Origin of the sequence: Methylobacterium sp. Leaf466 (assembly GCF_001425565.1) — a bacterium.
In the GTDB taxonomy this organism is placed as follows: domain Bacteria; phylum Pseudomonadota; class Alphaproteobacteria; order Rhizobiales; family Beijerinckiaceae; genus Methylobacterium.
Map to the genome: position 1 here is coordinate 267,501 of NZ_LMRC01000031.1, position 23,789 is coordinate 291,289.

The following is a 23,789-nucleotide window of genomic DNA, read 5'->3' on the forward strand; positions in this document are numbered from 1 at the left end:
GGCTCGTGGCTTGAGCCCCGTTACATTTTCGGCGCAGGACCCCTTATTTAGACCAGTGAGCTGTTACGCTTTCTTTAAAGGATGGCTGCTTCTAAGCCAACCTCCTGGTTGTTTTGGGAGTCCCACATCCTTTCCCACTTAGCCACGAATTGGGGGCCTTAGCTGTCGGTCAGGGTTGTTTCCCTCTCCACGACGGACGTTAGCACCCGCCGTGTGTCTCCCGTGCAGTACTCTTGCGTATTCGGAGTTTGGTTGAGTGCGGTACCGCTGTGGGCGGCCCTAGCCCATCCAGTGCTCTACCCCGCAAGGTATTCACACGAGGCGCTACCTAAATAGCTTTCGCGGAGAACCAGCTATTTCCGAGTTTGATTGGCCTTTCACCCCTAGCCACACGTCATCCAAGACCTTTTCAACGGGCACTGGTTCGGACCTCCAGTGGGTGTTACCCCACCTTCATCCTGCACATGGCTAGATCACTCGGTTTCGGGTCTAAAGCCACGAACTGAACGCCCTGTTCAGACTCGCTTTCGCTGCGCCTACACCTACCGGCTTAAGCTTGCTCGTAACTTTAAGTCGCTGACCCATTATACAAAAGGTACGCGGTCACTCAGGACGAACCTTGAGCTCCCACTGTTTGTAAGCATCCGGTTTCAGGAACTGTTTCACTCCCCTCGTCGGGGTGCTTTTCACCTTTCCCTCACGGTACTTGTTCGCTATCGGTCGCTGAGGAGTACTTAGGCTTGGAGGGTGGTCCCCCCATGTTCAGACAGGATTTCACGTGTCCCGCCCTACTCGAGTCCTGTCGTTCTTCCGTCCCGTACGGGGCTGTCACCCATCTCGCCGGCCATTCCAGACCGTTCCGGTAAAATCACAACAGGCACTGGCCTGATCCGCGTTCGCTCGCCACTACTGACGGAGTCTCGTTGATGTCCTTTCCTCCGGGTACTTAGATGTTTCAGTTCCCCGGGTTCGCTTCAAACCCCTATGTATTCAGGGCATGATACCTTCATATGATCAATTGTAGTGAAGACCCAAACAAGCGTTTCCACCTGTCTGAACCCACAATACAAAAGATCGAAGGTGGGTTTCCCCATTCGGAAATCCCTGGATCAAAGCTCGTTCGCAGCTCCCCAAGGCTTATCGCAGCGTACCACGTCCTTCATCGCCTCTCAGCGCCAAGGCATCCACCGAATGCTCTTAAGGCACTTGATCGCTCTCATGATCGATGTCCGCCTTCTTGAGACTTGGCGTTGCGCCAGGACCCAAAAGCGTCTCGGTCAAAAAAACAAAAAGACCGATTTCCTGACCCTTTCGGACCAGAAAATCTTATGCTTGCCGAACATAACCGGACAGGACCAGCTCTCGCTGCCAATCCGGCTACATTCCCTCTAAACGATGTCGATTTTCGCTTTCCCGGCGATCCTCGAAGGGATCGACCAGGCAGCAAAACTCTGTGTGCTTCCGGATAGGACAAAACCAGCTCGAAGCCATTCGACCCTCGACCCCTGCGGGGAGAGGAATGGTGGAGCCAGTCGGGATCGAACCGACGACCTGATGCTTGCAAAGCAACCGCTCTCCCAGCTGAGCTATGGCCCCTGACTGCGATTGCGAAGAGATCGTGGTGCAAAGAGAATGGTGGGCCTGGGACGACTCGAACGTCCGACCTCACCCTTATCAGGGGTGCGCTCTAACCACCTGAGCTACAGGCCCAAGCAGATCGAGGCGCGCCGACTGAACGGTGCACCGATCACGCTATCCGGAAATGAGAAAGAGAAACGAGGACGGCGCCCTGCCCCGCCAATCGGGGCCTGACTGGCCCCATGTGTATCCAATGACGCCTCGAGAGGAGCGGCTCACCATCACGATGAGCGTCACTAAAGAAGCATCCTTAGAAAGGAGGTGATCCAGCCGCAGGTTCCCCTACGGCTACCTTGTTACGACTTCACCCCAGTCGCTGACCCTACCGTGGTCGCCTGCCCCCTTGCGGTTGGCGCAGCGCCGTCGGGTAAGACCAACTCCCATGGTGTGACGGGCGGTGTGTACAAGGCCCGGGAACGTATTCACCGTGGCATGCTGATCCACGATTACTAGCGATTCCGCCTTCATGCACTCGAGTTGCAGAGTGCAATCTGAACTGAGACGGTTTTTGGGGATTTGCTCCAGATCGCTCCTTCGCGTCCCACTGTCACCGCCATTGTAGCACGTGTGTAGCCCATCCCGTAAGGGCCATGAGGACTTGACGTCATCCACACCTTCCTCGCGGCTTATCACCGGCAGTCTCCCTAGAGTGCCCAACTGAATGATGGCAACTAAGGACGTGGGTTGCGCTCGTTGCGGGACTTAACCCAACATCTCACGACACGAGCTGACGACAGCCATGCAGCACCTGTGTTCGCGTCCCCGAAGGGAACCCCGGATCTCTCCGGCTGGCACGACATGTCAAGGGATGGTAAGGTTCTGCGCGTTGCTTCGAATTAAACCACATGCTCCACCGCTTGTGCGGGCCCCCGTCAATTCCTTTGAGTTTTAATCTTGCGACCGTACTCCCCAGGCGGAATGCTTAAAGCGTTAGCTGCGCTACTGAGGTGCAAGCACCCCAACAGCTAGCATTCATCGTTTACGGCGTGGACTACCAGGGTATCTAATCCTGTTTGCTCCCCACGCTTTCGCGCCTCAGCGTCAGTAATGGTCCAGTCAGCCGCCTTCGCCACTGGTGTTCTTGCGAATATCTACGAATTTCACCTCTACACTCGCAGTTCCACTGACCTCTACCATACTCAAGCCAAACAGTATCGAAGGCAATTCTGTGGTTGAGCCACAGGCTTTCACCCCCGACTTGAATGGCCGCCTACGCGCCCTTTACGCCCAGTGATTCCGAGCAACGCTAGCCCCCTTCGTATTACCGCGGCTGCTGGCACGAAGTTAGCCGGGGCTTATTCTTCCGGTACCGTCATTATCGTCCCGGACAAAAGAGCTTTACAACCCTAAGGCCTTCATCACTCACGCGGCATGGCTGGATCAGGCTTGCGCCCATTGTCCAATATTCCCCACTGCTGCCTCCCGTAGGAGTTTGGGCCGTGTCTCAGTCCCAATGTGGCTGATCATCCTCTCAGACCAGCTACTGATCGTCGCCTTGGTAGGCCATTACCCCACCAACTAGCTAATCAGACGCGGGCCGATCCTTCGGCAGTAAACCTTTCCCCAAAAGGGCGTATCCGGTATTAGCTCTAGTTTCCCAGAGTTATTCCGAACCGAAGGGTACGTTCCCACGTGTTACTCACCCGTCTGCCGCTGACACCCGAAGGTGCCCGCTCGACTTGCATGTGTTAAGCCTGCCGCCAGCGTTCGCTCTGAGCCAGGATCAAACTCTCAAGTTGAAGAGTTGATCTAGCCGATCACATCATAACGGAAGCACACAAACCGAAAGACGTTTCCGTCGTTCCGGTGTGAGCTTACGAAACGTGTCGGCCTATCGTCTCACATGACCTCCCGCTACAGGAGGTCCGCAAGGACAAGACGCCGCCCACGCTTCTCTTTCTCAGATTCACTTGTCAAAGAGCGCCCGGTCTCACAACCAGAAAAGACACCCGAAAACCAACCGGAGACCCCGTTTCCAGGGTACAACCAACTTGAAGCTCTCGGAGAACCGTGATACCGAACCTTCCGTCAGAAGGTCCGCCTCAGCGGTGGGAGCCGTCTAAAACCCCCGAAACTCCGTGTCAACCCCAGCAAATCCAGACCAAACCAGATCGCCAAAACCAACACACACACCCAAAAGACAAAAACACAGCCACCGCCAAGCCATTACAGCTCAGCACCAGCCAGCCAATCCAAAAGGTGAAAACAACAACACCGCCAGGAAGCGAAACCGCACCCCGGCGCCGCCGCCGATGGACAGCCTTATGACGAACCAATCCCCACACGTCAACACCCACACAACAGAAAAATGACAGGCCCACCACAGGATCGGTGNCCCCGGCGCCGCCGCCGATGGACAGCCTTATGACGAACCAATCCCCACACGTCAACACCCACACAACAGAAAAATGACAGGCCCACCACAGGATCGGTGAACGGCGTCGGGTCCCCTGCCTCGGCCAATGCCGCGATATCCCGGCATGTGACGAGGACGGCGAGCTTTCCCGGTCAACGCTGGCGCTGCGAGGCGCGACATCGCTGCAGTTCAGAATGTTTGGTCTTTTCAGACATTCCTGAAAGGACGATAAGGAACCGGCCCAGCGCTCTCCCGAGGATCGCTCACGAGGTTCCCATGCTCTCGACGTTCGATGCCCTGCTGCTCGCCCGGATCCAGTTCGGGTTCACCGTCGCCTTCCACATCATCTTCCCGGCCTTCTCGATCGGGCTGGCGAGCTATCTCGCCGTCCTCGAAGGCCTTTGGCTCGTCACCAAGCGTCAGGTCTTCATGGACCTGTTCAAATACTGGATCAAAATCTTCGCCGTCGCCTTCGCCATGGGCGTCGTCTCCGGCCTCGTGATGTCCTACCAGTTCGGCACGAACTGGTCGGTATTCTCCGACAAGACCGGTCCGGTGCTAGGCCCCCTGATGGCCTACGAGGTGCTCTCGGCTTTCTTTCTGGAGGCGGGGTTCCTCGGCGTGATGCTGTTCGGCATGACGAAGGTCGGGCCACGCCTGCATTTCCTGGCGACCCTGATGGTGGCGGCCGGGACCTTCTTCTCCGCCTTCTGGATCCTATCCGTGAACTCGTGGATGCAGACGCCGCAGGGCCACGGGGTCAACGAAGCCGGGCAGTTCATCCCCCTCGACTGGTGGGCGATCGTCTTCAATCCCTCGTTCCCCTACCGCCTCGTCCACATGGTGCTGGCCGCCTACCTCACTACCGCCCTGGTGGTCGGTGCCGTCGGGGCCTGGCATCTCATCAAGGACCGCAGGGCGACCCTGAGCCGGACGAGCGAGGGCGCCAAGGTGATGTTCTCGATGGCGATGTGGATGGCGGCCGTCGTCGCGCCGATCCAGATCTTCGCCGGCGACCTTCACGGCATCAACACCCTCGAACACCAGCCGGCCAAAGTCATGGCGATGGAGGGGCATTTCCAGAGCCATCCCGACGGCGCACCCCTGATCCTGTTCGGCCTTCCCAACCAGGACGCCGGGCGGGTCGATTATGCCGTCCAGATCCCGAAGCTCTCCTCCCTCGTGCTCAAGCACAGCCTCGACGCGCCGCTGGCCGGCCTCGACACCGTCGACCGCAAGAACTGGCCGCCGGTGCCGGTGGTGTTCTGGTCGTTCCGCGTGATGGTGGCGATGGGCATGCTGATGCTGCTCCTGGGCGTGCTCAGCCTGTGGGCGCGGTTCAAGGGTCGGCTCTACGAGTGGACGCCCCTGCATCGCTTCGCATTGGCCATGGGCCCGGCCGGCTTCGTCGCGGTCCTCGCCGGCTGGATCACCACCGAGGTCGGGCGCCAGCCCTTCACGGTCTACGGCCTGCTGCGCACGGCGGATTCCGCCTCTCCGCTCTCGGCGCCCGCGGTCGCGGCCTCGCTCACCGCCTTCGTCGTCATCTACTTCGCGGTGTTCTCAATGGGCGTCCTCTACATCCTGCGCCTGATGGCCAAGCCGCCGATGCCCGGAGAGCACGGCGTCGAGGCCAACGTCCCGACCCGCACCGCCGGCATCACCCCGGCCCCCGCCCACGCTTACCCGCAACCGGCCGAGTGAGGACGCCACCATGATCGATACCCTCGACCTGACGGTGATCTGGGCCTTCATCATCGCCTTCGCGGTGTTCGCCTACATCGTGATGGACGGCTTCGACCTGGGCATCGGCATCCTGTTCCCGGCCTTCCGGCCGGGGGCGGAGCGCGACACCGCCATGAACTCCGTCGCCCCCGTCTGGGACGGCAACGAGACCTGGCTGGTCCTGGGCGGTGGCGGCCTGTTCGCGGTTTTCCCGCTCGCCTACGCCATCATCATGCCCGCCCTCTACGCGCCGATCATCGCGATGCTGCTGGGGCTGGTGTTCCGAGGCGTCGCCTTCGAGTTCCGCTGGCGCGATCCCGACCACCGGGCGTTCTGGGATATCGCCTTCACCGGCGGCTCGGTGGTGGCGACCCTGTCCCAGGGCATCGCGCTCGGCGCCCTCCTCCAGGGCATCAAGGTCGAGGGCCGGGCCTATGCCGGCGGCTGGTGGGACTGGCTCTCGCCGTTCACCGCGCTCGTCGGCATCGGGCTGCTGTTCGGCTACGCACTGCTCGGCGCCACCTGGCTCGTGATGCGGACCGAGGGGCCCTTGCGCGACAGGGCCCGGTCGCTTTCGCTCTGGCTCGGAGGCGCCACCCTGGTCGCGATCGGCGGCGTCAGCGCGGCGACGCCCTTCCTCGAGGGTCAGTATTGGGAACGCTGGTTCTCGATGCCCAACGTCCTCCTCACCACGCAGGTGCCGCTGCTCGTGGGCGTGGCCGGGTTCCTGTTCTTCCGGACCCTGACACGCGGCGCCGACCGCGCCCCGTTCCTGATCGCCCTCGGCCTGTTCCTCCTGTCCTTCATCGGCCTGGGCATCAGCATCTTCCCCGACATCGTGCCGGGTCGGGTCACGATCTGGCAGGCGGCAGCCCCCCATGCCAGCCAGGTCTTCATCCTGGTGGGCGCCGCGGTGCTGATTCCCCTCATCCTCACCTACACCGCGTATTCCTATTGGGTGTTCCGGGGGAAGGTCGATTCCTCGGGGTACCATTGATGGCAGGGCCATCGGTCGGGCCGGGGCCGCTCTGGCGGCGCCTCGCCTGGTTCGCCGTCATCTGGGCCGCCAGCATCCTCGCCCTCGGTGTCGTCGGTTTCATCCTCAAGACCTGGCTCAAGGCCGCGTGAGAACGTCTCGTGCCAGACCGTAAAGTCGCCCTGCCGCTCTCGCCCCTCGTCCAGACCTTCGTGCTGCATTTCGGCGAGATGGGGTCGCGCTGGGGCATCAACCGCACCGTCGGGCAGATCTACGCCCTGTTGTTCGTCTCGGAGCGCCCGCTGACCGCCGACGAGATCGTCGACCGTCTCGGGCTGTCGCGTTCGAACGTCAGCATGGGCCTCAAGGAACTGCAGGCCTGGAACCTCGTGCGCCTGCAGCACCGCCCCGGCGACCGTCGCGACCACTTCTCGACCCCAGACGACATCTGGCAGATCGTTCGCACCCTCGCGGAGGAGCGCAAGAAGCGCGAGATCGACCCGACGCTGACGATGCTGCGCGAGAACCTGATGCAGGACGCCCAGACCGGCGAGGACGGCTATGCCCAGGGGCGTCTGCGGGAGATGCACGACCTGCTGGAACTCCTCACGGGATGGTACTCCGATGTCCAGAAACTCGAGACCGAGCGCCTCCTGCAACTCCTGACCCTCGGCTCGAAGGTCCAGAAGGTCCTCGAGGCCAAGGACCGGGTGATGGGACTGCCCGCGCGCCTGCGGAGATCGAAAGCGCAGGACACCGAAGTATGACCGGATCCTCGGCCCGTCCCCGACGGGCCGAGGCTGTGTGGACACGCGTCTGCGGCCTGGAAAGGCCTGACGGCGATGTGCGCAACCTGGGCGGGCTTTCGACCTCGCGGGCCGTAGACCCTCGACGATTGCGACGAGCCGGCCGATGGCCTCGGCACCGGGGCATGGACAGTCCAGCCGCATCCCGATCGGGATGTGACGCTTTTGACCATTGATTTGATAAAGGCCCTCCCTCCATAAATATTGCGCCGCGATTGATGGCTATGCCTCTTTCTCGAAGGCTCTCCAATTCCCTTTTTATAAATCAGAACCGAATCATTGTTTGAAGATATCGACGCCTCGACGAGGCAAAAGCGAGCGCCTCGGAACAAGACGAATTGGATCGTCCTGATCCGGATCCCGAATGGGGCCGAGACGCACAGCATGGCGCAAGACGTCTTCGAGACGGGCGCCAGCATCGGCATGCCTGCCTACAGCGAACGTCCCGACGGGCTCACATCGAAGATCATCCGCATGGACGACGTCTGCTCGGTCGACCGGGCCGGGCGCGCCGCAAGCCTCGCGGACGCCCCATCAATCGCCGGGAACCCGGCCTGGTCGTCGTCGTGATTGCGGGCGAGGGCACGGCGCCGCGCGCTCGTGCGAAGCGCGTCCTCTGGGTCACGGACGATCCGGGCCGCAACGCGGCGCTGATCCTTCAGGTCGCCCCGGCGGTGGACTGCCGGATGCACGATTTGTCCGGCGATACCGCCCCGGCGGAACCGTGTGCGACGGTGATCTGCGACGTCGCTCATCTCGACGACGGCGCCATGGTCCGCCTGCACGCCTTACGCGAGTCGTCGCGGATCAAGGGGCCGCTGATCGTCATCCAGGCGCGGGAAAGCCGCCGCACCCGCCTCCAGGCCATCAAGCTTGGCGCGACGCACATCCTGTCGGGCCCCGTCGACGTGCAGCGCATCCGGTCCGCCCTCGGGGTACAGGAAGATGCACCGCCACGGCCGCTCGCCCCGCATGTCGCCGCACAGGCGGCACGGGTCAGTGCCTTCTATACCGACGTGTTCGTGGCCGATCGCCCGATCACGCCGACCGTGATCGACAACGGGACGGAGCTGATCGAGCGCGCGATCCGGGAAACCGGCATCCGGGACTGGATCGGGGCGATACACCGCTTCGACGATGCCACGCATCAACACTGCTTGCTCGTCGCCGGCATCGCGGCGGCGTTCGCCACGCATCTCGGGCTCGGCGCCCTCGACCGGCACCGCCTGACCAAGGCCGCGCTCGTGCACGATGTCGGCAAGATCCACGTCCCAACCGCGATCCTCAACAAGCCAGGGCGCCTCGACGACGCCGAGATGGCGGTGATGCGACTCCACCCGGCGCGGGGACATGCCATGCTCGCCGACCAGGGCTTTTCGACCGAGCTGCTGACCGTGGTGCGCTCGCACCACGAGATGTTGGACGGTTCGGGCTACCCGGATGGGCTGAAGGAGGCGGAGATTCCGGATCTGGTGCGCCTCGTCACGGTCTGCGACATCTACGGGGCGCTGATCGAACGGCGTTCCTACAAGCCGCCGATGCCGTCGGCGCAGGCCTACGCGATCCTGACGGCAATGGAGGAGCGCCTGGACCCCGTGCTGGTGCGGGCGTTCGCGCCCATCGCCGACGCCTTCTCCCCCTGACCCCGCGGCTCTCCCCGCTCCCGCCATGAGGCCGGCAGGGTTTTCTCAACGTCCCCTCCGGCCGCACCAGTAGGACCGCCGTCCGCATCGCGGCGCGCGATGCATGGTCCGTGGCCTCCCGGTTCGCGATCACCACGGAGGCTCCTTCATGTGCGCGGACGGCTGGGGCGAGGTCGATCCGATGCCCTCGCAGGCCGATTGCGGTCATGCTCGGGCGCCGCGCGGGCTCGATGATGCGGGGCCCGCTTGAAGCGAGCGGACCCCCCGTCTGCTTTTCCGGTCCTATCGGATTCGTTGCGACGTCACCCCGATCGCGTCACAGAGAAGAATCTGCGACAGGCCTTCGCGCTTTTGCAAACATCGATGCGCGCTCGTGTGAGCCGATGCAGGTCGGCGGTGTCATGACGATCTATAAAAGCGATGCCCCTCAAGGTTTTATCGCCTTTGCACGATGTGCCAGCGGCTACGCTGATGCCACGGATTTCGATCCCAGGAACTCGATCACGGCGATCGGTTGTCCCTCGCATCGAGTGGCGACCTGCGTCGTCGGGTCGGCAGTGGAGCGGGTGAGCATATGCAAACGCGAACCCCGGCCTATCGCCGCGGCGGACCGAAGCGTGGCTCGTACAAATGGGTCAGGCCTCGACCCCAACAGCGGCCATTGCTTCTGATACTTTCGAATAAAAGACGTTATTTAATATTGCCAATTAAATAAACTGATTATTTAATTTTGTAAGAAACCTAAATGAAGATTTGATAACGAATTTTATTAAAACGACCCGCCCTTCAATCTCGAACGCCGAGCGATGTTTCTTTTGCGGAACCTCGACCCGCGTATATGCCTTTCTTTCTGACCAAAGTTTATAATTCAATCTTGAATCAATATAATTATATTCATATTTATGTTATCCATAAAAATATGGATGTTGATTTTTGCATTCACATAAATATTCTTATATTATCAATTAAAAAATAATAGTCCTTTGCATCGATCTTTTACATGTAATAATATTGAATTCAAATTTTGTAATAAGGATAATATAACTACGGCTGCTTACTGAATAGACAGACGATTTAATCAATTTTTAACGGTAGACTTGCCATTGTTATAACTGAACCAGATGATTTTCCAGAAGGCCCGACCAATGAAATTTTTCGGTAACCTCAGCCTGCTGACGAAGATCGACCTTCCCCTGGCGATCACAGCGCTCTTGGCGGCGGGCCTCGTCGCCTATGCCCGATCGGCCCTCGTCACCCTCGCGGAGCAGACCAACCAGATCGCGCAGGTCCAGGCGGCGCGGCAGGCTCAGATCCTGACCGTCCAGATCGCAGTCACGGAAGCGACGATCCAGAACCGGAACATCCTGATCGAGACGGATTCCGCGAAGCGGCAAGGCTATTACACCCGGCAGCTCGCCTCCATCAAGACGGGCTACGACGCCATGGATCGCCTCGTCCAGCTCGCGGACACCGAGCAGCGAAAGACGGCGAACCAAACCCTGCGGGCGAGACTGGAATCCTACACCGAGGTTCTCCAACGCTCGACCGCCCTCGGCATGAAGGGTGACGCCAGCTCCGGAATGCAGCTTGCCCAGGAAGAGGCGGCACCGCGGCGCGCGAAGATTCGGGAGGAAATCGGAGCTCGCACCGCGCTCCTGGAGCAGGAACTCAAGGTCGCGTCCGGCGACGCGGAGCGCCTCGCGGCCTCGTCGACCACCCTGCTGATGGTATCGGCCGGCCTCGGCCTCTCGGCCGCCCTGGGGCTCGCCGCCGCCATCGTCGTGCTGGGCGTGTCGCGCCCCATCGGCCGCATGACCACCGCCATGGGCCAGCTCGCCCGGGGCGATCTGGACATTGCCGTCGAGGGCGTGGAACGGAAGGACGAGATCGGCCTGCTGGCGCGCTCCCTCGCCGTGTTCAAGGACAACGCCGTGACGGCCCGGCGCCTCGCGGCCGAGCAGGAGGTCGAGAACGCCGGCAAGATGCGCCGCGCCGAGATCCTGGAGGGTCTGACCAAGCGCTTCGAATCCGACATCTCGGTCCTGACCGATGGCCTGGCGGGTGCGGCCACGGAGATGGAGGCCACCGCTCAGTCGATGTCCGCCACCGCCGAGCAGGCGATCCAGCAGGCGGTATCGGTGGCGGGTGCGGCCGAGCAGACCTCCGCCAACGTGCAGACCGTGGCCGCGGCCAGCGAGGAGATGTCGGCCTCGATCCAGGAGATCGTCGGTCAGGTGAGCCAATCCTCGACTTACGCGGACCAGGCCGTGGCGGATACGCGCCGGACGGAGGCCACCGTGCAGCGGCTCGCCGTCGTCGCCGACAGCATCACCGACGTGGTCGCCATGATCCAGACCATCGCGGGCCAAACCAACCTGCTGGCGCTCAACGCCACCATCGAGGCGGCGCGCGCCGGCGAGGCCGGACGGGGATTCGCCGTGGTCGCGACGGAGGTGAAGGAACTCGCGGGGCAGACGGCACGGGCCACCGAAGACATCCGCGTGAAGATCGGCGAGATCCAGGGCGCGACGGGCGAGGTGGTGAGCGACATCGCCCGCATCGGCAAGACCATCGCCGACATGTCCGGCTTCTCGTCCGGCATCGCCGCGGCGATGGAGCAGCAGGGCGCCGCGACCCAGGAGATCGCCCGCAACGTGCAGGAAGCCGCCCAGGGCACCCAGAACGTGACGAGCAACATCGAGCACATTCGCATCGGCGCCGGAACCACCAGTGCGGCCGCCACCCAGGTGCTCGGCGCGGCACGGGAGCTGTCGCGCTACTCCGAAAGCCTCGGTGAAGAGGTGAAACGCTTCCTGTCAGGCGTGAAGGCGGCCTGATTCAGCATAGGACAAGCATGGCGGCCTTCAGGTCCGGAGGCCGCCCTCGTCGTTCCCGATCGGGGCGACAACGACCAGACGATGGGGCGACGGCCTTCTCATAACCATGTCCTGTACCTGAGGACTGGCCGCGCCGCGCCCGCGCCCTCTCTCGTGCCCGCCCGCCGGCCCAGTTCCTCGACGCTCAGATGGCAGGCGATGGAAGCCATGATCCCCTTCGCGAGGAGATGCGAAGGCGAATCCCGCGTCAGGTCAGCGGGAATCCCGCCGGGGTCAATCAGCCGGGCCCCGTATCAGGCGACCGGCTCGGTCCCGCACCAGCGCGCGATGAACAGAGCCATCGCCGTAGTGACCCGCTGCAGCGACGACAGGCTCACGCGCTCGTCGAAGCCGTGGATGTTCTCGCCGACCGGGCCGTAGCAGAGGGCCGGCACCCGGTCGTAGAGGGCATGCACGCGGGCATCGAGATAGCAGGGCATCGTCACGCTCCGCATGGCATCGCCCGTGGCGGCCCGGTGGGCGTCGGCCAGGACCGCTTCGGCGTCCGACCCTTCGTCGAGGACATAGCCTTGCGCGAAGAAGCCGTCGAAGGTCACCCGCGGCGGCGTGCGGCATAGGAAAGGATCGGTGGCGGCGACATCGGCGACACACGCCTCGATCGCCCGAGCGGCCGCGTCGGCCGCCATGCCCGGATAGAGGGCGATCCGGCACGAGGCGCGGCACCAGGCCGGGACCGACGAGGCCCAGTCGCCCCCCTCGATCCGGCCGAGGTTGAGGTTGATGGGATGGGCGAGCGCCGCGAAATGCGGGTGCCGGTCCTTCTGTGCGTTCCAGGCCGCCTCGAGACCGCGCAGGGCCGCGATCACGCGGTAGACCGCGTCGATGGCGTTGGCGCCCTCCCCCATCTCGCGGACATGGACCGGCCGACCCCGGACCTCGACCGTGAACCAGAGGACGCCCACGTTGGCCCGCACCAGCCGCTCGTCCATGGGTTCGGGGATGAGCACCGCCTCGGCGCGGTAGCCGGCCAGGTGGGTCATCAGGGCGCCGTTGCCGGTGGATTCCTCCTCGACCACCGATTGCAGGATCACCTCCGCGGCCGGCTGGTGGCCGAGGCGGCGCAGCGCGTCGAGGGCGAACAGGTTGGCGGCGTGGCCCGCCTTCATGTCGGCCGCACCGCGCCCGTAGAGCCAGTCGCCGACGATCGCCGGCTCGAACGGGGAATGCGTCCAGAGATCGCCCGGCCCGGCCGGGACCACGTCGACATGGGCCTGGAGGATCAAGGACCGGCCGGCCGTTCGGCGCGGGCGATGCCGGCCGATCACGATGGGCGCATCCGAATGTTCAGCCATGACGGGCGCGCCGCCGGGATGGGCGGCGATGGCCACGGGGTCGAGGGCGAGTTCCGCCACCTCGTAGCCGCGCCCGGCGAAGGCCCGCGCCGTCCAGGCCTGGACCGCGTGCTCGCGTCCCCGCGTCGAGGCGAACCCGACGAGGGCACGGGTGTGCGCGATCTGCCCGGCGAATCCTTCGGCGACCGCGGCGGCGATGTCGTCGTCGGAGGGAGCGGTTCCTGTCATCGCAACGCCTTTCGAAAGGGGGTTCGATCACGGTCTCCATCGGGTGCCGAGCCCGCCATGGCCGACGCGATTGAACAGAACCCGGCCTGCCGCGGTTGGCCCTGCAGAGATCGCTTTCGGATCCTTCGGAGTCATACCATGCGCAGCACCACTTTCGCCCTCGCCGCCTCGCTCGCCCTCGCCCTCGGCGGCGGTGCCTTCGCCCAGACGCCCGCCGGCGGCGGCAGCGCCGAGGGTAACCTCAACAACCCCGGCAGCGTGAAGAGCAACGGCGAGAAGGCGATGGAGCGCAGCACCGGATCGGCCACCGGACTGCCCGACACCGCCACCGGATCGACCCGGACGAACCCGGCGATGGTTCCTCCCGGCGCTGGCCCGGCAGGAACCGGCATGCCCCCGGGCACCGGCGGCACCGCCGGCGGTCCGGGCGGCATCAACCGCTGAGGCCAGCGCTCCTCACGACGCATCCACGACAACGGGAAGGCCGGGCTCAAGCCCGGCCTTTTTCATGTGAAACGACGATCCGAGGCTGGGCCGGGCCGACCTACCCCTTGTCGCGGGCGTCGGTGCGCAGCCCGATCGGTTCTGCCCTGCCGCCACGCACGACGCCGGATTTGGCGGGCGCCGGCTTTTCGGGAACGGATTTGGCGGTGGCCATCGTGGCCGGACCGGGCTTGCCGACATCTGCGCGGACGGGGCCACCCATCGATGGGGGCAGCGAGAGCGCCGGGCGTTCGCCCGAGGGCCGTCGCGGCAGCGCGGCCCCTTTCCCCGTCGTGTCCCGCGCCGTCGGCTTGCCGGTGATGGCGGGCGCGAGGCTTCCCGTGGTGAACGGATCGCCGGGCGGCGGGGCGAGCAGCGCGATCGGTCCCGCCACCAGTCCCGGAGCGGGCGACCCGAGGCGCCCCATGGCGGCGGCCAGGGCGAAGGCGAGGCGGTCGCGCTCGGCTTCGCCGGTGGCGAGCAGGATCTCGGCGATCGCCAGTTCGGAGCGGCTGTTGAGCTCGTCGATGACGGTCCGGAAACCCGCGCCGCGCTCGATCTCGTAACCGTGCACCGCCCCGCGCAGGGCCGCGACGCGCCGGGCGAGGGTGGCGACCTGCGCCTGGTAGGCGGCGCGGCGCTGGAACACCGTCCTGGCGCTGGTCACGGTGCGGAGGATCGCGTCCTCGGTGTCGTAGAACTTCTGCTGGGCGAAGGCGGAGGCCTCGGCGATCCGCGGATAGGCGCCGGGCTCGTGGAGCGGGATCCTGGCCTGGACCTGCGTCGTGGTCTCGCGGATGCTGCGCAGGGTCGGCGTGATGTCGGTTTGCCGGCCGTGGGTGAATTGCAGGGAGAGCTGCGGCAGCAGCGCACCCTTGGCCGCATCGGCGAGCTGGCCGGCCGCCTGGGTCTCGAGGCGGGCTGCGGCCAGGCGCGGACTCTCGGCGCGCACGATGTCGGCGAGCTCGGCCTCGCTGCGCGGCAGCGGCGGCAGGCGCGGTGGCGACAGCCGCGTGGCGGGGATGCCGGTGATGCGGGTGAAATCGATCTCGGACGCCTTGAGGTCGGCGATGGCGAGTTCGACCCCGGCGCTGGCGTCGGCGACGCGGGAATCGGCCAGGGCACTGTCGGTGAGGGTGGCATCGTTGACCGCCACCTGCGCCTCGACCCCGCGCCGGATCGTCTCGATGCTCTGGAGCTGGCGCTGGCGATGGCCGAGGACCTTGCGGTCGCGGATCACCGCCAGATAGGCGGCCGCGGTCTCGAACAGCAGTTGCTGGCGGACGTCGTGGGTGATCAGGCGCCCGGCCTCCGCCAGGGTCCGCGCCGACAGCAGCGAGTTCCAGCGCTGGAAACCGTCGAACAGCGGCAGGTCGACGGTGATGCCATATTGGTTGGGGCGGTAGCGCGGCGTCGAATCGACCCCCGCATCGAAGATCGGCAGGTCGGGATGGTACTTGATCTTGCTGTCGAGGGGCTTGGAGCCGACCAGCGCGATGCTGGGGAGGAACGCGTCGATGGTGCCGCGCAGGCGGGCCTCGGCTCCGTCCTGGCGCGCCTTGTCGGAGCGCAGCACGTAGCTCTGGTCGAAGGCGAAGTTCTGCGCCGCTTCCAACTGCTGGGCCGCGACCGGCGCGAGCGGGGCGAGCGCCCACGCGACGGACAGGGCGGCGAGGCCGCCTCTCGCCCGGCGGCCGGTGCCGCGTTTCTCGCCTGCGCGCCACTGCACCGGACCCGTACTCCTCAGGTTCACGCGATCGAAGGCGACCGCCCCTCGGCCCCGCCGCCCCCTTATGGTTAGCGTGCCGCTAAAATTCCCTTAAGCATTGGTGGAGCGCGCCGTCCCATCCGGTTTGTTTACGACTAAGGCGTAGTTTGCGGAGGTTCGACGGACGATAGACTGTCGACAATGGTCGACCAGACGGCGCACCGCATGTCCAGACATCCAGCCGATAGCCTGGGCGGACAGCGGATCGAGGCGAGGCGAGCGATGATGCGTCCGGCAGGTTACGCGGCCCTGTTCGCGGCGGGCACCTTCGCGGTGGCCCTGGCCTACGAAGGTGCCGTCCGCTACCTGCGCAGTCAGGTGTTCCAGCCCGATCCGGGCCCGATCACGGCGGTGACCCGCGACGGCGTCGCCTTCTCGCCCCTCACCCTGACCCGGGCCGACGGCACCACCGTGACGGGGCTGCAGGCGACGGGCTCCCGGCCGGGCAAGGCCGTGGTGGTCTATCTCCACGGCAACGGCGGCAGTGCCCTCACCGGCGCCCACGACGCGGCGATCCTGGCCACCGTCGGCTACGATCTCGTCATCGCCGATTACGCGGGCTACGGCGGCAACCCCGGCTCGCCCTCCCAAAGCGGGCTCGTCGCCGATGCGGACGCGTTCCTCGCCAGGGGCCACGTCATCGCCGAGGGGCGCCCGCTCCTGCTGATCGGCCACTCCCTCGGAGGGGCGCTCGCCGTCCTGGTGGCGGAAGACGCTCCGATCGCCGGGCTCCTGACCATCGGTGCCGTCGCCCGGCTGTCGGACCTCGTCCCGGTCCTGGCCCGCCCGTTCCTGCGCGACCGCTTCGACGCGCTGGCGTCGGCCTCGCGCGTCACGGCGCCGTGGCTCATCGCGCACGGCGAGGCGGACGAGGTCGTCCCCGCCTCCGACGCGGTCCGTCTCGCCGGCACACGGGCGCAGTCCCGCCGTGAACTCGACATCGCGACGGGTCTCGCCCACCCGGTGGAACCGGCCAGTCTTCTCGGGCTCACCGAGCGCCTGTTCGCGATGCGTGCCAGATCCTGACGCCGGTCAGGACAGGCTGGTGAAGACTAGCGAGGCGTTGAGCCCGCCGAAGGCGAAGGAGTTCGACATCGCCACCGGGATCGGCATCGTTCGGGCTTGGTTGGGGATGTAGTCGAGGTCGCAATCGGGATCGACCCCGTCGAAGTTGGCGGTCGGCGGAGCGATGCCGTGCTGCATGGCCAGCACCGTGGCGATGGCCTCGAGGGCGCCGGCCGCGCCCAGGGCGTGGCCGGTCACGCCCTTCGTCGAGGAGGCCGGCGGGCAGGTGGCCGCGCCGAACACCGCCTTCATGGCGGCGGTCTCGCTGCGGTCGTTGGCGGTGGTGCCGGTGCCGTGGGCGTTGACGTAGGCCACGTCCGACGGCGAGAGGCCGGCGTCGGCCAGGGCGAGGCGCATGGCCCCGGCCATGCCCTCGATGTTGGGCGCCACAATGTCGGCCGCATCGGCGTTGGAGCCGAAGCCCGCGACCGCGATGCCGGACCGGTGGCCGCGGCGGGCGGCGTGTTCGGCCGTCTCCAGAATCAGGATGCCGGCCCCCTCCGAGAGGATGAGACCGTCACGCCCGGCCGCGAACGGCCGGCAGGCGGTCTTCGACATGATCCGCATCGATTCCCAGGCCCGGATCGTGCCCACCGACAACGGCGCCTCGCAGCCGCCGGTGATGACGATGTCGGCGAGCCCCCCGCGCAGGAACTGCAGGGCGAGCCCGATGGCGTGGGTCGCCGAAGCGCAGGCGCTCGACGTGACGAAGCAGGGACCGCGCGCGCCCGTGGCGATGGAGACCCAGCTCGCCGACGAACTCACCATGGCTTTCGCCACGGTCATCGGATGCAGCCGCTTGTTGTTCTGGCCGTAGAGCCGGACGTATTGGTCGTCCATGCTGCACTGACCGCCGGCCCCGTTGCCGAGGATGACCGCGACCCGCGTCGGATCGGGCAGGCCGTCCGCCAACCCGGCGTCGGCCATGGCCTGGCGGGTGGCCGCCAGGGCGAAGAGGGCGCTGCGGTCGCAGGCGGAAGTCGCGATGCCGGGGTCCTTCAGGATCGCGGCGTCGGTGATCTGCGCCACCGTCACCCCCGATCCCGGCAGCCCGACGGCGTCGCCGAGCACCGGCGCGGCGGCCACGAGGCTCGCCCAGAACGTCTCGGCGCAAAGGCCGTTGGGGGCGACGACCCCGACGCCCGAGACGACGACCGTGGTCACGCGGCGATCTTCCGGGTCTTGAAGCTGGCGATCTCACCGGCCAGGTCGCCGATGGTCTTCAGGTCGGTGAACTTCAGGTTGGCGTTGAAATCGAGGTCGATGCCGTAATGGTCCTCGATCTTGAACAGGATCTCGACGAAGTCGAAGGAATCGATGCCCACCGCCTCGATCGTGGTGGCAGCGGAAAGCGGCTCGCCCGCTTCCGTACGGTAGGGCTGCAGGGTCTCGATGAGGAACGCGACGACGGAATCGTGCGTGGCGTCTTCGATCTTGGACGGTGTGCTCATGGTCCGCTCCCCCTCGATAAGTTGTCGATGTCCGATGAAGAGAGGCTAATCCGTTCAAGTTAGTCATGCAATTTCTGATCAAAATTAATCTTAATCGGGCCGTCACTGATCAGGCCATGACCAGCCCACCGAAACCGCCCGCTTCGGAACCGGAGAGGGCCTCTGCAAGGCCGGACCCGTCTTGCCTTCCGCACCCTCATCACCTAGCGATCCCGTCATCAGTCCGGAGGCCGATCCGGCGACCATCGCGGTCCGTCCGCAGGAGCCGTCTTCAATGATCCCCCGCTACAGCCGCCCCGAGATGACGGCGATCTGGTCGCCCGAGACCCGCTTCAGGATCTGGTTCGAGATCGAGGCGCATGCGACCTCGGCGCTGGCCGAGATCGGCGTCGTTCCCAAGGCGGCGGCGGACGTCATCTGGGAGAAGGGCCGCGACGCGGTGTTCGACGTCGCGCGCATCGACGCGATCGAGGCGGTGACCAAGCACGACGTCATCGCCTTCCTCACCCATCTCTCCGAGATCGTCGGCCCGGAGGCGCGCTTCGTCCACCAGGGCATGACCTCGTCGGACGTGCTCGACACCTGCCTCAACGTGCAGCTCGTGCGGGCCGCCGACATCCTGATCGCCGACGTGGACGCCCTGCTGGCGGCGCTCAAGCGCCGCGCCTACGAGCACAAGCTGACCCCGACCATCGGGCGCTCGCACGGCATCCACGCCGAGCCGGTCACCTTCGGCCTCAAGCTCGCCCAGGCCTACGCCGAGTTCGCGCGGGCCCGGGCCAGGCTCGTGGCGGCACGCGAGGAAGTGGCCACCTGCGCGATCTCGGGCGCCGTCGGCACCTTCGCCAACATCGATCCGCGCGTGGAAGTCTATGTGGCGCAGGCGATGGGGCTAACCCCCGAGCCGGTCTCGACCCAGGTGATCCCGCGCGACCGCCACGCGATGTTCTTCGCGACGCTGGGCGTGGTGGCGAGTTCGGTGGAGCGGCTGTCGATCGAAGTGCGCCACCTGCAGCGCACGGAGGTGCTGGAGGCGGAGGAGTTCTTCTCCGAGGGCCAGAAGGGCTCCTCGGCGATGCCGCACAAGCGCAACCCGGTGCTCACCGAGAACCTGACCGGGCTCGCCCGCATGGTGCGCTCGTTCGCCCTGCCGGCCATGGAGAACGTGGCGCTCTGGCACGAGCGCGACATCTCGCATTCCTCCGTGGAGCGCATGATCGGGCCGGATGCGACGGTGACCCTCGACTTCGCCCTGGCCCGCCTGACCGGCGTGATCGACAAGCTCCTGATCTATCCTGAGCAGATGCAGCGCAACCTCGACAAGCTCGGCGGCCTCGTCCATTCGCAGCGCGTGCTGCTGGCCCTGACCCAGGGCGGCCTCTCGCGCGAGGAGTCCTACCGCCTCGTCCAGCGCAACGCGATGCCGGTCTGGCGCGGCGAAGGCGAGTTCCTGGCGCTGCTCAAGGCCGACGCCGAGGTGACCGCCATCCTCGGCCCCGCCGAGATCGAGGATTGCTTCGACCTCGGCTACCATTTCAAGCATGTGGACACGATCTTCGAGCGGGTGTTCGGCGCCCCCTGAGGGCGCACGAATCCTGCTTTCGGCCCTATGACCGGCACCCGTTCGCGCGAGGAACCACGACGTGTCTGAAGCCCGCATCGTCTATCTCAACGGCGCGTTCCTGCCCTTCGACGAGGCCAAGGTCTCGGTGATGGATCGCGGCTTCCTGTTCGCCGACGGGATCTACGAGGTCTCGGCGGTGCTGGACGGCCGGCTCGTCGACAACGCGGCCCATCTCGCCCGCCTCGACCTTTCGCTCGGCGAGATCGGCATCCGCAATCCGCACACGATCGAGGGCTGGGTCGGCCTCCAGGAGGAGCTGGTACGGCACAACGGGCTCACGGAGGGCCTCGTCTACATGCAGGTGACGCGCGGGGCGTTCGAGCGCGATTTCGCGTTCCCGCCCGCCGAGACGCCGCCCACCGTCATGATGTTCACGCAGGCCAAGACCGTGGCCAACAACCCGCTGGCCGAGCGCGGCGCCAAGGTCGTCACCGTGCCCGACATCCGCTGGAAGCGGCGCGACATCAAGTCGGTCGCCCTGCTCGCCCAGGTGCTGGCCAAGCAGGAGGCGGCCAAGGCCGGCGTCGCCGAGGCCTGGATGGTGGAGGACGGCTTCGTGACCGAAGGCTCCTCCTCCACGGCCTTCATGGTGGCCGGCAACGCGATCGTCACGCGTCCGCTTTCGACGGCCCTGCTGCCCGGCATCACCCGCCTCGCGGTGATGCGGCTGGCCGGCGACGAAGGCCTGCGCGTCGAGGAGCGCCTCTTCACCGTCGAGGAGGCCGTCGCCGCCGACGAGGCGTTCTACACCAGCGCCTCGGCCTTCGTGATGCCGGTCGTCGCCATCGACGGACGGCCAGTCGGCACCGGCGAACCCGGCCCCCGCGCGCGGCGCCTGCGTGACCTCTATCTGGAGCTGGCGCGCGCTTAGCGGTACGGCGATATCCGGACGGCCACGCTCGCCCGGCCGCCTGTGTCGTCGTCTCGGGGAAGAAGGCGTCTCGGGGAAAAAATGGTGCGGGCGGTCGGAATCGAACCGACACTCCTTGCGGAACCGGATTTTGAGTCCGGCGCGTCTACCAGTTCCACCACGCCCGCAACGCACGCCTCTTGGCACAAGTTTCGGCGCTCTGCCAGTGGGAGCCGAGGTCCCGGCATGTCGGGCCGACGAGCGTCTTTATTTTGAACGGCGTGCAGAAACACACTTACACACCGTTCAAAAGACCTCATATGAGAACCGTGAACACGCTTCACGGGTCCGGAGGTCATCCATGTTCAAGCTTTTCAGGATTCTCGCCCGCGGCGCCGCCGCCCAGGCCGAAGAGGATCTGTTCGATCGTCATGCCCTGCTGGTCCTCGATCAGCAGATCCGGGAAACGCGGGTGTCCCTCGAGCGCAGCAAGCTGGCGTTGGCCACAGCCCTGGCGGGTGACCGGGCCGAGGCACGGCGGCGCGAGGAGGTCGCCGCCAGGATCGACGACCTGGAGACGCGGGCCGTCGCGGCCCTGAGCGGCGGTCGCGAAGATTTGGCGGCGGAAGCGGCCGACACCATCGCGGACCTGGAAGGCGAGATCGCGGCCATTGCCGCGGCACGGTTGCGGTTCGGCACCGAGATCGGTCGCCTGCGCCATCTCGTGGCCGACGCCACCCGGCGTCAGGCGGATCTGGAGCGTGGGCGCCGCATCGCGGCTGCCGCCGAAGCCGTCCGGCGCCTGGGCGCCAGCGCCGCCGGCAGCGACCGCGCCACCCTGCGCGAGGCGGAGGCGACGCTCCAGCGCCTGCGTCGCAACCAGGTCGAGGCCGCGGACCTCGACGAGGCGCGGGCCGAGGTCGAACCGGGCCAGGACATCGCCGAAAAACTCGCCCGCGAGGGCTTTGGAGCCGCGAGCCGGCCGCGGGCAGGAGACGTCCTCGAACGCCTTCGCCAGAAGGCCACCATGCAGCCGGCCGGCGCCTGAACGACCCCACCCAGGCACCATTCCCCTCCCTCGTCACGCTTCAGGAGATCGATCATGAACAACGAAACCACGCAGCATTCCGGCGCCTGGGTCGCCTTCACCTACGCCTCGTTCCTGGGCTCCCTCGTCATGGTCGCCCTCGGCATCCTGTTCATGCCGATGGACATCTGGGTGAAGGGCTACCTGACCATGGGCGTGGTCATGCTGGTCCAGTCCTGCATCACCGCCACCAAGACCATCCGCGACGTCCACGAGGGCCGGCGTATGGTCAACCGGATCGAGGACGCCAAGACGGAACGGCTGCTCATGTCGGTGGGCAAGGACTGATCCGGCTCGACCGCGATGCGGCCACCCGAGCGTGTTCCGCGACGGGTGTCCGCGATCGCGGTGGGGTACTCGGACGGCGACAGACCCGACGGCGCCCAATCGAGACGCACGATGTCCCGACCGCGGTGTCGGGTCGCCGGATCTCAGGCCGCGATACCCTGGACAGGGATATTCCGGGCAGGGATGTCCTGCGCGACATAGGCCGTCATCATCTCGCAGACGGCGCGGTGGGCGTAGGTGGCGACGCTCTCGTTGCCCAGGACGGGAAAGGCATCGACGATCCTGCGGCCGGCAAGGACCTGTCCGATTTCGTCGGGCGTAAAGCCGTCCTCAAGGGCCGCGGCGGAGGCCGCAAGCCCGTAGAGGCGCGGGATACGGTGCTTCTCCCGGCCCGGCAGCGCCGCCGCAAGGAGTCGCGGGCGCGCCGTGTCACTCCGCCTGTCGTCGTCTCTCATGGCCGTGGCCTCCATCCGATCCTGTGCCAAATCCGTCCTGCTCGCACCTCGAAAGGCGACAGGGTTCTGGCCGCTGAAAGAACGAGTCCGGTATCGCCTTCATTGTCGTTCACCTCGGGTCGGGACCGCCGTTGCTCGGCGACGTCAAAGATTTACCTCTTCCTTGTCGGAATGTGCTTCCAAAGTTCCCTCCCTTGGGAGATCGCACCTCGCGAAGCGGTCCCGATGCGGAGAAGACCGCGACGTCGCCCGTCCCGACCCAGGTGGGCAGCCATCTCCGTCATCGAGCGGGTCTCGTTCCGCGAGCACTCGTCGCCGGTGGCGATGCCCGAAGGGACCGACCCGCGACGTCCCGCAGGCGCATGCCGCGGACCGGGGCCATTCACGATACGAGCGTCGAAGCGGGCGCTGCGCTACGATGAGCCGACACTCGCAGGAGGCCGCCGATGCACGACGAGACGACGCATCCCCACGACCATGCGCACGACCACGGATCGGAGACGGGCGGCGAGGCCCGCGAACGCTGGAAGCACGACGGCGTTCGCGTCATTCCCGGCGACAGCCTCGATTCCAACACCGCCCAGACGCCGGGCATGTTCCGCCAGGCCGCGATCAATCACGCACGCGTCGGCGCCCAGAAGATCTGGGCCGGCACAGTGGCGATCGCTCCCGACGCCAAGACCGGCGTCCACCACCACGGTGCGCTGGAGAGCGTGATCTACGTCATTTCGGGCCGCGCCCGGATGCGCTGGGGCGACAGGCTCGAATACGTCGCCGAGGCGGGACCCGGCGACTTCATCTTCGTGCCGCCCTACGTGCCGCATCAGGAGATCAACGCCGACCCGGACCAGCCGCTTCACTGCGTCCTGGTGCGCTCCGACAACGAGGCGGTGGTGGTCAACATCACCGACGTCGAACCCGTCGAACGGCCAGAGACCGTCCATTGGGTCGACCCGATCCACGCCCACCCGTGAGGACACCGGGCGCCCCCGCCGAAGCCCGGGCACCTGCGATGCCGCGTCCGGTGCCCCGTCGCCGCGAGCCTGTCGCCGGGCGGCGGCCTCGACGAGGCGTCCCGAACGGCCGACGGGATCGGCCGGCCGCCGTGTCGTCGGCGATGTGGCGCGCCGGCACGGCCGCGATGCAACGGCGTTCTG

19 protein-coding genes, 3 tRNA genes and 2 rRNA genes (1 of these 24 only partly in view) are annotated in these 23,789 nt (G+C 65.8%); 14 read left to right on the top strand and 10 right to left on the bottom strand.

Annotated features, from left to right (window positions below; all coding sequences use genetic code 11):
• From ASG59_RS12705 to ASG59_RS12720, 4 genes are all read right to left on the bottom strand, one after another.
• A 23S ribosomal RNA gene (locus tag ASG59_RS12705) occupies positions 1-1,212 on the bottom strand (it extends 1,608 nt beyond the left edge of the window).
• Positions 1,213-1,520: 308 nt separating this feature from the next.
• Positions 1,521-1,596 (bottom strand) — tRNA-Ala (locus ASG59_RS12710).
• Positions 1,597-1,633: 37 nt separating this feature from the next.
• Positions 1,634-1,710: transfer RNA gene (locus ASG59_RS12715), tRNA-Ile, on the bottom strand.
• 182 nt (positions 1,711-1,892) lie between these two features.
• Positions 1,893-3,377, bottom strand: a 16S ribosomal RNA gene (locus ASG59_RS12720).
• The 16S and 23S rRNA genes sit together here with 2 tRNA genes alongside, the layout of an rRNA operon.
• Positions 3,378-4,270: 893 nt before the next feature.
• Between ASG59_RS12720 and ASG59_RS12725 the strand changes: the two genes are divergently transcribed.
• From ASG59_RS12725 to ASG59_RS12755, 7 genes are all read left to right on the top strand, one after another.
• Positions 4,271-5,698: a cytochrome ubiquinol oxidase subunit I gene (locus tag ASG59_RS12725; protein WP_055888075.1), complete on the top strand. Its 1,428-nt coding sequence runs from the start codon at positions 4,271-4,273 to the stop codon at positions 5,696-5,698.
• A gap of 10 nt (positions 5,699-5,708) precedes the next feature.
• Entirely contained in the window at positions 5,709-6,716 is a 1,008-nt protein-coding gene (cydB, locus tag ASG59_RS12730) for a cytochrome d ubiquinol oxidase subunit II (RefSeq protein WP_056409211.1), read from the top strand.
• Positions 6,716-6,847, top strand: coding sequence for a DUF2474 domain-containing protein (locus ASG59_RS12735; RefSeq protein WP_055888071.1), 132 nt, complete (start codon positions 6,716-6,718; stop codon positions 6,845-6,847). Before cydB ends, ASG59_RS12735 begins: the two co-directional genes overlap by 1 nt.
• A gap of 30 nt (positions 6,848-6,877) precedes the next feature.
• A complete protein-coding gene (locus tag ASG59_RS12740) occupies positions 6,878-7,462 on the top strand; it encodes a GbsR/MarR family transcriptional regulator (RefSeq protein ID WP_055888122.1) in 585 nt (194 codons plus the stop codon).
• Between the two features lie 423 nt (positions 7,463-7,885).
• Positions 7,886-8,071: a hypothetical protein gene (locus ASG59_RS12745; protein WP_056409213.1), complete on the top strand. Its 186-nt coding sequence runs from the start codon at positions 7,886-7,888 to the stop codon at positions 8,069-8,071.
• On the top strand, positions 8,068-9,144 hold the full coding sequence (locus tag ASG59_RS12750) for an HD domain-containing phosphohydrolase (protein ID WP_244475701.1): 1,077 nt from the start codon (positions 8,068-8,070) through the stop codon (positions 9,142-9,144). The genes ASG59_RS12745 and ASG59_RS12750 overlap by 4 nt, the downstream gene beginning before the upstream one ends.
• Before the next feature lie 1,145 nt (positions 9,145-10,289).
• Positions 10,290-11,981 (top strand): HAMP domain-containing methyl-accepting chemotaxis protein, encoded by a 1,692-nt coding sequence (locus ASG59_RS12755; RefSeq protein WP_056409214.1) that lies wholly within the window; start codon positions 10,290-10,292, stop codon positions 11,979-11,981.
• 293 nt (positions 11,982-12,274) lie between these two features.
• Here the strand turns inward: ASG59_RS12755 and ASG59_RS12760 are convergent, their stop codons facing one another.
• Positions 12,275-13,561 carry an ArgE/DapE family deacylase gene (locus ASG59_RS12760; protein ID WP_056409217.1) on the bottom strand — a complete coding sequence of 429 codons (1,287 nt, stop codon included), beginning with the start codon at positions 13,559-13,561 and terminating at the stop codon, positions 12,275-12,277.
• Between the two features lie 138 nt (positions 13,562-13,699).
• Between ASG59_RS12760 and ASG59_RS12765 the strand changes: the two genes are divergently transcribed.
• Positions 13,700-14,005, top strand: coding sequence for a hypothetical protein (locus tag ASG59_RS12765; RefSeq protein WP_056282721.1), 306 nt, complete (start codon positions 13,700-13,702; stop codon positions 14,003-14,005).
• A gap of 100 nt (positions 14,006-14,105) precedes the next feature.
• Here the strand turns inward: ASG59_RS12765 and ASG59_RS12770 are convergent, their stop codons facing one another.
• Positions 14,106-15,773: a TolC family protein gene (locus ASG59_RS12770; RefSeq protein ID WP_056409219.1), complete on the bottom strand. Its 1,668-nt coding sequence runs from the start codon at positions 15,771-15,773 to the stop codon at positions 14,106-14,108.
• 261 nt (positions 15,774-16,034) lie between these two features.
• Between ASG59_RS12770 and ASG59_RS12775 the strand changes: the two genes are divergently transcribed.
• On the top strand, positions 16,035-16,838 hold the full coding sequence (locus tag ASG59_RS12775; protein ID WP_056409220.1) for an alpha/beta fold hydrolase: 804 nt from the start codon (positions 16,035-16,037) through the stop codon (positions 16,836-16,838).
• Positions 16,839-16,844: 6 nt separating this feature from the next.
• On the opposite strand, the gene ASG59_RS12780 is transcribed toward ASG59_RS12775, so the two are convergent.
• Both ASG59_RS12780 and ASG59_RS12785 read right to left on the bottom strand, forming a co-directional pair.
• Positions 16,845-18,041, bottom strand: a complete 1,197-nt coding sequence (locus ASG59_RS12780) for a beta-ketoacyl-[acyl-carrier-protein] synthase family protein (RefSeq protein WP_056409222.1) — start codon at positions 18,039-18,041, stop codon at positions 16,845-16,847.
• Positions 18,038-18,328: an acyl carrier protein gene (locus tag ASG59_RS12785; RefSeq protein ID WP_055888055.1), complete on the bottom strand. Its 291-nt coding sequence runs from the start codon at positions 18,326-18,328 to the stop codon at positions 18,038-18,040. Before ASG59_RS12785 ends, ASG59_RS12780 begins: the two co-directional genes overlap by 4 nt.
• Before the next feature lie 274 nt (positions 18,329-18,602).
• Here ASG59_RS12785 and purB point away from each other — a divergent pair, with 274 nt between their 5' ends.
• Positions 18,603-19,910: an adenylosuccinate lyase gene (gene purB / locus ASG59_RS12790; RefSeq protein WP_056409224.1), complete on the top strand. Its 1,308-nt coding sequence runs from the start codon at positions 18,603-18,605 to the stop codon at positions 19,908-19,910.
• Positions 19,911-19,971: 61 nt separating this feature from the next.
• The gene (locus ASG59_RS12795; RefSeq protein ID WP_056409226.1) at positions 19,972-20,823 is read left to right on the top strand and encodes a D-amino-acid transaminase; all 852 of its coding nucleotides are present in this window, start codon (positions 19,972-19,974) and stop codon (positions 20,821-20,823) included.
• 82 nt (positions 20,824-20,905) lie between these two features.
• Here ASG59_RS12795 and ASG59_RS12800 read toward each other — a convergent pair.
• A tRNA-Leu gene (locus tag ASG59_RS12800) sits at positions 20,906-20,990 on the bottom strand.
• Positions 20,991-21,163: 173 nt separating this feature from the next.
• Between ASG59_RS12800 and ASG59_RS12805 the strand changes: the two genes are divergently transcribed.
• Complete coding sequence (locus ASG59_RS12805) at positions 21,164-21,850, top strand: PspA/IM30 family protein (protein WP_055888049.1); 687 nt, start codon at positions 21,164-21,166, stop codon at positions 21,848-21,850.
• 54 nt (positions 21,851-21,904) lie between these two features.
• The gene (locus ASG59_RS12810) at positions 21,905-22,177 is read left to right on the top strand and encodes a YiaA/YiaB family inner membrane protein (RefSeq protein ID WP_055888047.1); all 273 of its coding nucleotides are present in this window, start codon (positions 21,905-21,907) and stop codon (positions 22,175-22,177) included.
• A 143-nt stretch (positions 22,178-22,320) separates the two neighbouring features.
• Here the strand turns inward: ASG59_RS12810 and ASG59_RS12815 are convergent, their stop codons facing one another.
• The gene (locus ASG59_RS12815) at positions 22,321-22,647 is read right to left on the bottom strand and encodes a hypothetical protein (protein WP_156399232.1); all 327 of its coding nucleotides are present in this window, start codon (positions 22,645-22,647) and stop codon (positions 22,321-22,323) included.
• Positions 22,648-23,078: 431 nt separating this feature from the next.
• Between ASG59_RS12815 and ASG59_RS12820 the strand changes: the two genes are divergently transcribed.
• Complete coding sequence (locus tag ASG59_RS12820; protein ID WP_055888045.1) at positions 23,079-23,606, top strand: cupin domain-containing protein; 528 nt, start codon at positions 23,079-23,081, stop codon at positions 23,604-23,606.
• Positions 23,607-23,789 lie beyond the last annotated feature (183 nt).

What these genes read in the sequence shown, in the direction of transcription:
- ASG59_RS12810 (WP_055888047.1), top strand. Translation starts at nt 21,905, where the DNA reads ATGAACAACGAAACCACGCAGCATTCCGGCGCCTGGGTCGCCTTCACC.
- ASG59_RS12765 (WP_056282721.1), top strand. Translation starts at nt 13,700, where the DNA reads ATGCGCAGCACCACTTTCGCCCTCGCCGCCTCGCTCGCCCTCGCCCTC.
- ASG59_RS12775 (WP_056409220.1), top strand. Translation starts at nt 16,035, where the DNA reads ATGATGCGTCCGGCAGGTTACGCGGCCCTGTTCGCGGCGGGCACCTTC.
- ASG59_RS12745 (WP_056409213.1), top strand. Translation starts at nt 7,886, where the DNA reads ATGGCGCAAGACGTCTTCGAGACGGGCGCCAGCATCGGCATGCCTGCC.
- ASG59_RS12815 (WP_156399232.1), bottom strand. Translation starts at nt 22,647, where the DNA reads ATGGAGGCCACGGCCATGAGAGACGACGACAGGCGGAGTGACACGGCG.
- ASG59_RS12735 (WP_055888071.1), top strand. Translation starts at nt 6,716, where the DNA reads ATGGCAGGGCCATCGGTCGGGCCGGGGCCGCTCTGGCGGCGCCTCGCC.
- ASG59_RS12785 (WP_055888055.1), bottom strand. Translation starts at nt 18,328, where the DNA reads ATGAGCACACCGTCCAAGATCGAAGACGCCACGCACGATTCCGTCGTC.
- ASG59_RS12725 (WP_055888075.1), top strand. Translation starts at nt 4,271, where the DNA reads ATGCTCTCGACGTTCGATGCCCTGCTGCTCGCCCGGATCCAGTTCGGG.
- ASG59_RS12805 (WP_055888049.1), top strand. Translation starts at nt 21,164, where the DNA reads ATGTTCAAGCTTTTCAGGATTCTCGCCCGCGGCGCCGCCGCCCAGGCC.
- ASG59_RS12760 (WP_056409217.1), bottom strand. Translation starts at nt 13,561, where the DNA reads ATGACAGGAACCGCTCCCTCCGACGACGACATCGCCGCCGCGGTCGCC.
- ASG59_RS12820 (WP_055888045.1), top strand. Translation starts at nt 23,079, where the DNA reads ATGCACGACGAGACGACGCATCCCCACGACCATGCGCACGACCACGGA.
- cydB (WP_056409211.1), top strand. Translation starts at nt 5,709, where the DNA reads ATGATCGATACCCTCGACCTGACGGTGATCTGGGCCTTCATCATCGCC.
- purB (WP_056409224.1), top strand. Translation starts at nt 18,603, where the DNA reads ATGATCCCCCGCTACAGCCGCCCCGAGATGACGGCGATCTGGTCGCCC.
- ASG59_RS12755 (WP_056409214.1), top strand. Translation starts at nt 10,290, where the DNA reads ATGAAATTTTTCGGTAACCTCAGCCTGCTGACGAAGATCGACCTTCCC.